We start from the raw sequence: 11,618 nt of genomic DNA on the forward strand, positions 1-11,618 counted from the left end.
ACCCATGAAATATTATATAATCGCTGGTGAGCGATCAGGAGATCTACACGCTTCTAACCTGATTAAGCAGCTCCGGAAGCAGGACCCTCAGGCCGAAATGCGGGGGTGGGGTGGCGATTTGATGGAAGAAGCAGGTATGGAGCTGGTAAAGCACTACCGGGAAATGGCTTTTATGGGTTTTTTGGAGGTGCTGCAGAATGTATTTACGATTAGGGGCTTTTTAAAAGAGTGCAAAGCCGACATTAAACTATACCGGCCTGACGTAGTTATTTTGGTAGATTATGCAGGCTTCAACCTCCGGATTGCCCGCTTTGCCAAGGCCAAGGGCCTGAAGGTATTTTATTACATCTCTCCCAAAATATGGGCCTGGAACCAGGGCCGCGCACATACCATTAAAAAGCTGGTGGACCGCATGTTTGTTATCATGCCCTTTGAAGAGGAATTTTACAGCCGTTTCGATTATAAAGTAGATTATGTTGGTAACCCGGTCTCTGATTCGGTAACCGCTCATGTGCCGAACCCGGAGTTCAGGCTAAAAAACAGGATTGCCAACAATAAACCCATTATAGCCATACTGCCAGGTAGCCGGAAGCAGGAAATTGAAAACATGCTGCACGTGATGCTGAGTGTGCTGCCATCCTTCCGCGATTTTCAGTTTGTGGTGGCTGCTGTGTCTAACCTGGAAAGGGGTTTTTATGAGCAGTTTAACCGCGACTCTAACATTAAAATTGTGTACGACCAGTCGTACGATGTGCTGGCTTACTCGCAGGCTGCTTTAGTTACCTCGGGTACTGCTACCCTTGAGACTGCTTTGTTTGATGTGCCGCAGGTAGTGTGCTACAGAACAAGTGGTATCTCGTATGCCATTGCCAAGCGCCTGATCAAGGTGCCCTACATCTCGCTCGTTAACCTGATTGCCGATAAGCCGGTGGTAACGGAGCTGATTCAGGATGACTTTACATCAAAGCGTATTGTGGCGGAGCTGAAGAGTCTGCTTTTCGACAAGTTTTTTATGAATAAGCAGAAAGCCGGCTATGATCTGGTTCGTCAAAAAATTGGAGAGTTCAACACAGCAGAACGTGCAGCTGAACTGATGGTGAATTATTTGAAGGAAAGTAAGTGAACTGCTTTCTCCTGAAATTATTCGAATGAAAATGGCCTTCCGCAAGGTAAAAGAGCTTTTAGGTGTCAAGGGTTTTTGAGGCGAGGGAGTAAGGTAGGAGAGGTTTTCTGTAACTTTTCGGGTGGGTTGCTGTAAAAAGATAAAGCCAGGCACCAGCGCCTGGTATTTTTAGCACTTAAACCAAAACGATAAACTATGAAGCCTTTGTTAATTACACTTTGCGTAACAGGCGTTGCCATTGCCCTGCTCATGATCAATGCCTTGCCGAAAGACGAACTTCCTGCCTATGGCATGGGAACGGAATTTTAGAGCTACTTACAGTTCTATTTACCCACACGTTGCTATTTCTATAAAAGCAACCCTTGGCTCTAAATTCCTGAAAATGCGTTGGAAGGCCAATTTCATTTAAATAATTATCCAGGCACCTAACCTGGTTTCAATTAAAAACAAAAAAGCCCCGGCAAAACTGCCGGGGCTTTTTTGTAGCTGGTGCTACGCGTTAACAGCTATTACGCTACACGCAGTTGCTTTAGCGGAGATTTATCGAATTTTTTGCGGGCATAGTCGCCGGTTATCACCAGTTCTTTTTCACCTTCTTCTGATGGCAGATCGAACATAGCGTCTGTCATGATGCCTTCGCAGATAGAGCGCAGGCCACGGGCGCCGAGCTTGTACTCTGCTGCTTTCTCTACAATGTATTCCAGAGCATCATCGGCAAAAGAAAGGCTAATGTTTTCCATCTCGAACAGGCGCGTGTATTGCTTCACGATAGAGTTTTTAGGCTCCAGCAAAATACGGCGCAACGTTTCCTTATCGAGTGGGTTGAGGTGCGTAATTACCGGTAAGCGGCCGATCAGCTCCGGTATCAGTCCGAACGCTTTCAGGTCCTGGGCCGTCATGTAGCGCAGGAAGCTTTCCTGCTCCTCTGCCTCCTCATCGGCTTTCGATTTTGAGAAACCGATAGGGCGGGTGTTGAGCCTGGATTTAATAAGCCTGTCGATGCCTACAAAAGCGCCTCCGCAGATAAAGAGAATATTCTCGGTATTTACGGTAATCATTTTCTGCTCCGGGTGCTTACGGCCCCCTTGCGGCGGCACGTTTACTACGGTGCCTTCCAGCAGCTTCAGCAGGGCCTGCTGCACACCTTCGCCGCTCACATCGCGGGTAATGGATGGGTTATCGCTTTTGCGGGCAATCTTATCTATCTCATCTATATAAACGATGCCACGCTCCGCCGACTCTACATTATAGTCTGCAGCCTGGAGGAGGCGCGTCAGGATACTTTCAACGTCTTCACCTACATAACCAGCCTCTGTTAACACAGTGGCATCGGCAATGCAGAATGGCACTTGCAGAATACCGGCCATCATGCGGGCCAGGTAGGTTTTACCTGTGCCTGTTTCGCCCACCATTATAATGTTCGATTTCTCGATCACTACGTCGTCTTCGTTGGTGCGCTGCATCAGGCGCTTGTAGTGGTTATACACCGCCACCGACATTACTTTCTTCGCCTCGTCCTGGCCTACCACAAACTGATCGAGGTAGGTTTTCATTTCCCTCGGCTTCATCAGGTTAAATTTCGGAGTGCGGCTGTTTGCTCTTATTTTATTTTCCTCGTTCAGGATCTGCTGTGCCTGCCCAATACAACGATCGCAGATATGCGCGTTGATTCCGGATATCATTACTGATACATCCTTCTTGTTTTTTCCGCAAAATGAGCAAGTGATTTCGGCCATAAAAAGTGTGTTCTAAGTTCATCGATGCTTTATAACAGAAAGCATAAGGCAAATGTACAAAAATGAAATCTCATTGGTAGCGTATTTTTTTTTAGCCTGTTCTGAAATAGTTACATAAAACAGAGCTAAATTTAAAAATGTATATCATTCTATTTTTGTTTAACTGGTTAAAATTCAATAAGTTACAATAAGAAGATATCAACATGCGTTTGTTGATAAATTTTAAATTTATCTTGTGAAAAAATGTTGCAACATAAAATAAAGCGCTGATTTGTTACGTTTTACTTCATAAAAAAACCCGCTTTGGCTAGCAAAGCGGGTTAAGTTTAAAGTAGCAGAAATTGCTATATTCCTATACTTAGTTAGTCCTTTTTACGGATAAGTACTTCATCAATCAGGCCAAACTCCTTAGCTTCTTCGGCGCGCATCCAATAGTCACGCTCTGAACTGTCGTAAATGTCCTGGTAAGATTTGCCGGAGTGCTCGGCCAGAATTTCATACAATTCCTTTTTCAGTTTCAGAATTTCGCGGGCTGTAATTTCTATATCGGTTGCCTGGCCTTGCGCACCGCCCATCGGCTGGTGAATCATGATGCGGGAGTGAGGCAGCGAAGAACGCTTGTTTTTAGCTCCACCTGCGAGTAATACAGCACCCATAGAGGCCGCAAGACCTGTACAGATAGTGGCTACATCAGGGTTAACGTACTGCATGGTATCATATATGCCAAGACCGGCGTACACGGAGCCACCCGGGCTGTTGATGTACAGCAGAATATCTTTTTTAGAATCGGCAGACTCCAGGAATAGTAGCTGGGCTGTAATGATGTTGGCAATAAAATCATCTACCTGGGTGCCCAAGAATATAATGCGGTCCATGATGAGCCGCGAAAACACATCAATCTCACGGAAATTTGTAGGACGTTCCTCAATAACAGAACGGGTCATGCTTTCGATAGTATGCATGGCTTTCCCCTCAATGTGGTGTATGTATTGATCTACGCCCAGGCCGCTGAGGCCCTGACCTTTTACTGCAAATTTCCGGAACTCGTCTTTGTTAAACATATGGTTTATCTAGTTTACGGTTGTATGCTTGTTTATTACCCGTTTTGAACCTGCCAATGGACCAGAACAGAAATGGTTTTACCCAGTGTCTGTTATACAAGGTGGCTACCTGACTGAGCATCAGGAGCGTCGGCTTAATTTCCTGGCCTATCTTTAACTTTACAAAACGGATGATAAACCCGCACTTGTCAAAAATAAAAAAAGTCCTTTAATACAAAGGACTTTTTTAAAGAAAATATGATGTATGTCGGTTCTTTAGAACTTAAGGTTCTTGAAGTCCTCTGCTGTGATGGTTTGCTCCACTACAGTTATTTGCTCTTTAAGTTTAGCGAGCACCTTCTCAGCCAGTAGCTGCTCGTATTCCTGAATGTAGTTACGGCCGTTGTCTTGCTGCAGCGACTCGTTTACATATTTGCCAATGCTGTCGGCTAGTTCTGCCGGTACTTCCGGCATATTGAACTGGGCCAGCATTTTAGCTGTAGCACTGTCTACTACCTCCTGGTTTGTAACTTTAAGGTCGTTTTCAGCAACTACCTTGTTTTTGATCATCGACCATTTCAGCTCACGCAGGTACTGGTCAAAGTTCTCATCAACCTGCTCCTCTGTCAGGCGGTCCTGGTTTGTTACCAGCAACCAACGCTTAAAGAAGTCTTTCGGAAGTTCAACCTCCAGGTTATCTACCAACGTGTCGATGATTCTGCGGCTTACCAGGTTGTCGGCTTCGCGCTGGAAGTTCTCGGCAATAGTTTCTTTAACCTTTGTGTTGAAGTCTTCTTCTGTGGTAACCTCGTCCTTACCGAAAAGTTTATCGAACAATTCCTGGTCTAATTCTGCAGGTTCTGTGCGGCTGATGCTTTCTACGGTAAATTCGAACTCGCCGTTCAGGTCGGCCACTTCGTCTTTGCTCATGCCAGTCACATGGGCAAGGGCACTGTTATCGTCACCGAATGTTTTACGAATGTCGAAACGAACTACGTCACCTGCTTTTACGCTAACAAACTGCTCTTTTCCTTCTACCACACGGTTTGTAGGAATAAGAGTGTCGGCCTCGAACTCACCTTCTGCTGCTTTCAGGTGCCCTTTAATAAAGTCGCCTTCTTCAGATGTTTCAGGGTTTGTTGTTTTGCCGAACTGGCGTTTGATGTTCTCGTAAGCCTCATCAAGCGTATCCTGCGTTACGTCAACAGTGTACCCCTCTACGCTTTTATCAAGCGGAAGGTTGATTTCTGGCAACAGGCCTACTGCGTAGTTAAACTCAAACTCTTTCTGGTTATCCCAGTCGATGCTCTCCTGCGATGGCTCCGGAAGCGGATCGCCCAACAGTTTAACGTCGTTGTCTTTAATATATTTGGTAATTTCTTCCTGCAGGAGCTTGTTGATCTGCTCTACCAGGATGCTCTTCCCGTACATTTTCTTGATGAGTCCGGCAGGAACTTTGCCTGGTCTAAAGCCTTTTATCTGAGCTTTCTTGCTATATTCTTTAACCTGTTGGTCTACTTTCGGAGCGTAGTCGGCCTCTTCGAGTACCACCTTCAACTGAGCGTTGGTGCTGTCGGTTTGATTTAATGTAATATTCAAGGCAATCAAAATTTAGTTTGGAACATCTTGTAAAAACAAACCCCCAACAGTGCTGTTGAGGGTTCCTTTTAATGTGCGGATGGAGGGACTCGAACCCCCATGCCTCGCAGCGCTAGATCCTAAGTCTAGTGCGTCTACCAATTTCGCCACATCCGCGTGGTGTTGTTTGTAATGATGGTGCAAATTTACGGACATTAATTTTATTTGCAAGAGGCTGCCTTAAATTTTGCTAAAAATATTTCATAAAAACCGCCTTCAGCTAAAATATGCCTTCAAAATGAGCCAGGTAAATATTGTTATGTGGTTAGTAGACAAATAATTGCCCTTAGTAGCAGCCGTAGAAAAAAACTTTTGCTCAGCTGCATACTTTGTTTCGGGCAGTGCTCTGTGCATTACATCTTATTATCAGTTATATTTGAAACTTATATAGCTACTACCTGCATTTACCTTATAGGTGTTATCATAACAGGTTGCGGAACAACCGCACAACCCGTTGTTATTATAAAATTATGATTGATCCGGAAGCCGAACGCAAAGAGATCTTAAGACACTATCGGAGGCTGCTGCGTTACGCAAAGCCTTTCCTGAAAGATAACGATGCGAAAATAATAAAGAAAGCTTTTAATACTTCGCTGGAGGCGCACAAAGACATGCGTCGTAAATCGGGAGAACCTTATATTCTGCACCCTCTGGCTGTAGCCCAGATCGCTGTGGAAGAAATAGGGCTGGGCACTACTTCTATAGTGTCGGCGCTGCTGCACGATGTGGTAGAAGACACCGAAATGGAGATTGCAGACATTGAGCGCGACTTTGGCCCGAGTGTAGCCCGTATTATAGAGGGCCTGACTAAAATTTCGGGTGTGTTTGAGTACGGCAGCTCGCAGCAGGCGGAGAACTTCCGGAAAATGCTGCTTACGCTCTCTGACGATGTGCGCGTTATTCTGATAAAGCTGGCCGACCGCCTGCACAACATGCGCACCCTCGACAGCATGCCGCGCCACAAGCAGCTAAAGATCGCCTCTGAAACCATGTACCTCTACGCGCCGCTGGCTCACCGCCTGGGCCTGTACGCCATAAAATCGGAGCTGGAGGACCTCTACCTGAAGTATACCGATACCGAAACGTACCGCGACATCTCCAGAAAGATACGCCAGACCCGCAGTGCGCGCAACAAGTTTATAAAAGACTTTATATCACCTATCGAAACGGAGTTGCGCCGCTATGGCTTTAAGTTTGCCGTAAAAGGCAGGCCCAAAACCATTCACTCTATCTTGAAAAAGATAAAGAAGCAGAATATTACCTTCGAGGAAATCTACGACCTGTTCGCTATCCGGATAATACTGGATGTGCCGCTGGAGAACGAGAAAGCGGCTTGCTGGCAGGTATACTCTATTATAACAGATTTTTACCAGCCCAACCCCGACCGCCTGCGCGATTGGGTAAACACACCAAAAATTAACGGTTACGAATCGTTGCACACCACGGTCATGAGTAAATCGGGGCAGTGGGTAGAGGTGCAGATCCGGACCAAGCGCATGGATGAGATTGCCGAACGCGGCTATGCTGCCCACTGGAAATACAAAATCGGTGCGGGCATAGGCGAGTCGGGCCTGGAGATCTGGATAAATAAGGTGCGTGACATGCTGGAGAACAACACCGCCAACGCGCTGGAGTTTATGGATGAGTTCCGTAAAAACCTGTTTGTGGAGGAGGTAATTGTGTTTACGCCAAAAGGAGAGCTTATTGCCTTGCCAGACCGTGCCACCGCCCTCGACTTTGCCTTTGAGATACATACCGACATTGGCCAGCAGTGCCTGGGGGCAAAGGTAAACCAGAAACTGGTGCCGCTCAGCCACCGGCTGCACAACGGCGACCAGGTAGAGATCCTGACATCGAAGAAGCAGCGGCCAAGCGAGGAGTGGCTCAAATATGTTGTTACCTCTAAGGCTCGCTCAGGCATAAAAGATTATTTACGGGAAGAGCGCAAGAACAAAGCCGAACTAGGTAAAGCATCCCTTAAAAAACGCCTGGCTCAGTTAAATATAGCCGAGTCGCAGGCTACTATTAACAAGTTGCTGGCGTTTTTCAATGTTCCTACCGTGCTCGACCTGCATTACCGCTTAGCAGTTGGCTACATAGATCCGCGCGATATCAAAGAAGTGATCTTTACAGAAGCGGCCGATAAAACTGCCTCGCGCCTGGAGCCGAAGTCTTTCGACAGGCAAGTACAGAAGATACGCGGCGTAACCTCCGATATGCTTGTGATCGGCGAAAATACTTCGAGCATGAATTATACGGTGGCCCCCTGCTGCAACCCCATTCCGGGCGATGAGGTGTTTGGGTTCCAGACCGAGGCCGATGGCATAAAAATACACCGTACCAATTGCCAGGAAGGGATGGAACTGATGTCGAACTATGGTAACCGCATAATTAAAGCCAAATGGACCGATAAGCAGGAACTGGCGTTTTTGGCAGGCATCCGGATAAAAGGCACCGACCGCTTAGGTCTTATAAACGACCTGACGAAGGTGATCTCCAACAGTTTAAAAGTAAATATGCGCTCTATCACCATCGACTCAAACGATGGAATTTTTGAGGGCAATATTATGGTTTTTGTGAATGATACCGGGCACCTCGACACACTGATGCACCAGATGGGAAAAGTAAATGGCATCCTGACGGTAGAGCGTTTCGAGTAACCTATAACAGAAGTAGAAATGTCGACATTAGATAGAGTAAAGTTTGAGGAAGTAAAGAAAATCTTTACCGCCTACCTCGAGAGCAAAGGGCTGCGCAAAACACCGGAGCGCTATGCAATTCTCGAAGAGATTTATTCGCGCTCCGGGCATTTTGATGTGGAGTCGCTATACATCAGCATGAAAAACAAGAACTACCAGGTAAGCCGGGCCACTGTGTACAACACCCTCGATTTGCTGGTAGAAAATGACCTGGTAAGTAAACACCAGTTTGGCCGGAATCTTGCTCAGTATGAAAAGTCGTACGGCTACAGGCAGCACGACCACGTAATATGTACCGAGTGCCACAAGGTGGTGGAGTTCTGCGATCCCCGCATCCATAATATACAGACAATGGTAGGGGAGCTGCTGAATTTTCATATCTTGCACCACTCGCTTAACCTTTATGGCGTGTGCGGCGACTGCCGCGCAAAAAACGCAACAGAACAGCAACATGAAGTACCAGACAGAGTTCAAAAATGATGTCTTGTTTATCAGGATGCAGGACGACCTGATTGCAGGACCTGTTACACAGCAAATGATGACTGAGGTAGATGAGCAAGTAGACAATAATGTAATGCTTTGCGCCATCGACCTCTCCAGCATCCGGTTTATGGATAGCAGTGGCATGGGTGTGCTGGTATCGCTGCTGACTAAGTTCCGCAACAGGGGAGGTGAGCTGGTCCTCATCAAACCATCCGACCACATCCGTAAACTGCTGATCGTGACCAAGCTGAACGCGATCTTCACCATCGCCGAAAACGATTCGTTCGCGACACAGTTTTTAAAAGAGTCGATTTATTAGCAAAGGCAGGCAGCAGTACCCTTGACCTGAAAAGGCCACAAAACCTTCTGAAGGCCAATTTCATTTAAATAATTTGCTGCCTGACTATACAGGAGCAGTTCTACACATCATCATCGGGAGCGGAAGCAAGTCTTTCTCTCCCGCTTTTTTTGTACCCCATTTTAACTAAACCCGGCTAATTCAGGAGAAGCGGGTCTGGCTCCAAGAGTTTCGGTAAAAACCTAAATGAAGGCCTTGGATAAAAACAGCCTGATTTTCTTCTGAAGACCATTTTTATTCGAATAATTGAAATGGGTAAGCCTGCATAGCTAGTGTTTGCCTCAATGGCACGGTTAACAATAATTAAGCAACGTTCGCTATTTTTGTATAGGAGAGCTGTTTAATATTTTATAAATTTGAAAGCAAAACGACGGACAATGACCTCTTAAAAGCATTTTTAAGGGGAATTTTTTTAAATTTTCTGAACTTCTAGTTGTAAAGAAGTCAAATACGATTTTTACTATCGCAGAAAATGATAGCTTTGCAACGCAATTTTTTAAAGAAATCAATTTACAAGCGTTTAAATGGCAGTTGATATATTAATAGGTTTGCAGTGGGGTGACGAAGGCAAAGGCAAGATTGTAGACGTGCTGGCACCAACCTATGACATCGTGGCCCGTTTTCAGGGAGGGCCAAATGCGGGACATACGTTAGAGTTCGAAGGCACAAAGCACGTCCTTCACCAGATACCTTCCGGTATTTTTCACCCGCATATCAAAAATATTATTGGCAACGGTGTGGTGCTCGACCCGATCGTTTTCCGGAACGAAATGGTGAAACTGCAGGAGCGTGGGGTAGATGCTACCCTTAACCTGTATGTTTCTAAAAAAGCACAGCTCATCATTCCGTCGCACCGCATCATCGACAGAGTTTCTGAAGAGGCATTGGGCAAAGAGAAAATAGGTTCTACCCTAAAAGGAATAGGCCCTACTTACCAGGATAAAATTGGCAGAGTAGGATTGCGGGTAGGCGATATTATTGCTCCCGATTTCAAAGACCGCTATAACAAACTGTTGGAGCGCCACCGCAAAATGGTGGAGTTCTATGGTCAGCAGCTCGACCTGGGCGACCAGGAGGCCATTTTCTTCGAAGCCGTTGAGTACCTGCGCACGCTTAAGCTTGTCGACAGCGAGTATATGATTAACGAAGCCATGAAAAATGGCGAGCGCATTTTGGCCGAAGGAGCACAAGGCTCATTGCTCGATGTAGATTTCGGGACTTATCCGTTTGTAACATCCTCTACCACGCTGGTGGCCGGAGCCTGTACTGGTTTGGGAGTAGCGCCCCGCCACATTGGTGAGGTATATGGTATATTTAAAGCCTACTGTACCCGTGTTGGTAGCGGCCCGTTCCCAACGGAGCTGCACGACCAGGTAGGAGAAGACATTCGTCAGGCCGGAAGAGAATTTGGTTCTACCACAGGCCGACCACGCCGTTGCGGTTGGGTCGATTTACCTTCGCTCAAGTATTCCATCATGCTGAATGGCGTTACGCAACTCAACATGATGAAAGCGGATGTTTTGACAGAGTTCGATACTATTCAGGTGTGTACGCATTACAAGCTGGCATCTGGTGAAGTAACAGACCAGTTGCCTCACTCCCTCGATGGTGAGCACATTGAGCCAGTGTACGTAGACCTGCCTGGCTGGAAAGTAGATCTTAACTTAATAGAATCGGTAGAGGAGTTGCCAGAGGCTTTTATGAACTACATCAGGTTTCTGGAAGAACACCTGCAGGTGCCAATCTCAATTGTATCAGTAGGACCAGACAGAAAGAGCACACTCAGAAGAGAGATAGAAAAGGTGGGCTAAAGTTTTCAGGTTCCAGAATAATCAGAGCGGCTCTGTCTTGTATAAAGGCAGAGCCGCTTTGCGTTGTACAGAAATCTCTTTCAGATTGAGTGCAGGATAAACGTTTTAGGCAAACGGAACAGTGAAAGGGATACAGGAAAGTAGATGCGCAAAAGGGGGATGAGAGGAGTTACAAAAACCATAAAGCACATGGATAATAAGAGCAGCTGCCTAATAGAATAGACTAGGGTGCATGACGAGAAACCTTATGGTAAACTTTGCCTAAATTATTCGAATGAAAAGAGCCTTCCGAAGGCAAAAACACCATTGGCAATCCAAGGGTAAAACCTGAAACAGCCAGAGTTCAACCGCAACCACATGAGCAGGTAAGAGGAGAGGATGAAGCAGCAGGCCTAAGCTAAGGAAGGAAAACAACATCTCAGCCACCTTAGTACATGCAAGGAGATACGTTTGATGTCCTCCTTCTACCAGGGTAACTAGTGCTGCCCCAAATTAAAAACAATGCTGGCTCCATCTTGTGCTGGTCTTGTGCTGGCGCGAGCGTCCTCGCTCATGTCAACTATTCCGCGGCCTCTAACCGCTTTAAAGATCTTTGGATGAGGCCCCTCAACCCATAAATAATATTAAACCAGCCGATAAATTATCCCAAAGGCCCATCCAAGGGAAAGCAGACGACCTGACCCTTGACTGAAAAAGAGCAAAAGCCCTTCCGGAGGCTGATTTCATTGGA

8 protein-coding genes and 1 tRNA gene are annotated in these 11,618 nt (G+C 46.3%); 5 read left to right on the forward strand and 4 right to left on the reverse strand.

Features of this window, described 5'->3' with window-relative positions; translation table 11 throughout:
• Positions 1-4: 4 nt before the first annotated feature.
• Positions 5-1,123, forward strand: coding sequence for a lipid-A-disaccharide synthase (gene lpxB, locus FVR03_RS22450; RefSeq protein WP_147924033.1), 1,119 nt, complete (start codon positions 5-7; stop codon positions 1,121-1,123).
• A 509-nt stretch (positions 1,124-1,632) separates the two neighbouring features.
• Here the strand turns inward: lpxB and clpX are convergent.
• The 4 genes from clpX to FVR03_RS22470 all read right to left on the reverse strand — a co-directional run bounded on the left by clpX (position 1,633) and on the right by FVR03_RS22470 (position 5,654).
• Positions 1,633-2,859, reverse strand: coding sequence for an ATP-dependent Clp protease ATP-binding subunit ClpX (clpX, locus tag FVR03_RS22455; RefSeq protein WP_147924026.1), 1,227 nt, complete (start codon positions 2,857-2,859; stop codon positions 1,633-1,635).
• A 362-nt stretch (positions 2,860-3,221) separates the two neighbouring features.
• A complete protein-coding gene (locus FVR03_RS22460; protein ID WP_147924027.1) occupies positions 3,222-3,920 on the reverse strand; it encodes a ClpP family protease in 699 nt (232 codons plus the stop codon).
• 255 nt (positions 3,921-4,175) lie between these two features.
• Positions 4,176-5,498, reverse strand: coding sequence for a trigger factor (gene tig, locus FVR03_RS22465; protein WP_147924028.1), 1,323 nt, complete (start codon positions 5,496-5,498; stop codon positions 4,176-4,178).
• Positions 5,499-5,572: 74 nt separating this feature from the next.
• Positions 5,573-5,654 (reverse strand) — tRNA-Leu (locus FVR03_RS22470).
• 353 nt (positions 5,655-6,007) lie between these two features.
• On the opposite strand from FVR03_RS22470, the gene FVR03_RS22475 reads away from it, so the two are divergent.
• From FVR03_RS22475 to FVR03_RS22490, 4 genes are all read left to right on the forward strand, one after another.
• Positions 6,008-8,197, forward strand: coding sequence for a RelA/SpoT family protein (locus tag FVR03_RS22475; protein WP_147924029.1), 2,190 nt, complete (start codon positions 6,008-6,010; stop codon positions 8,195-8,197).
• An 18-nt stretch (positions 8,198-8,215) separates the two neighbouring features.
• On the forward strand, positions 8,216-8,716 hold the full coding sequence (locus tag FVR03_RS22480; protein WP_147924030.1) for a Fur family transcriptional regulator: 501 nt from the start codon (positions 8,216-8,218) through the stop codon (positions 8,714-8,716).
• Entirely contained in the window at positions 8,688-9,038 is a 351-nt protein-coding gene (locus tag FVR03_RS22485) for an STAS domain-containing protein (RefSeq protein ID WP_147924031.1), read from the forward strand. The genes FVR03_RS22480 and FVR03_RS22485 overlap by 29 nt, the downstream gene beginning before the upstream one ends.
• Before the next feature lie 563 nt (positions 9,039-9,601).
• Positions 9,602-10,888 carry an adenylosuccinate synthase gene (locus FVR03_RS22490; RefSeq protein WP_147924032.1) on the forward strand — a complete coding sequence of 429 codons (1,287 nt, stop codon included), beginning with the start codon at positions 9,602-9,604 and terminating at the stop codon, positions 10,886-10,888.
• The last annotated feature ends 730 nt before the right edge of the window (positions 10,889-11,618 follow it).

The sequence above is a fragment of the Pontibacter qinzhouensis genome (genome assembly GCF_008017455.1).
Classification (GTDB): Bacteria; Bacteroidota; Bacteroidia; order Cytophagales; family Hymenobacteraceae; genus Pontibacter; species Pontibacter qinzhouensis.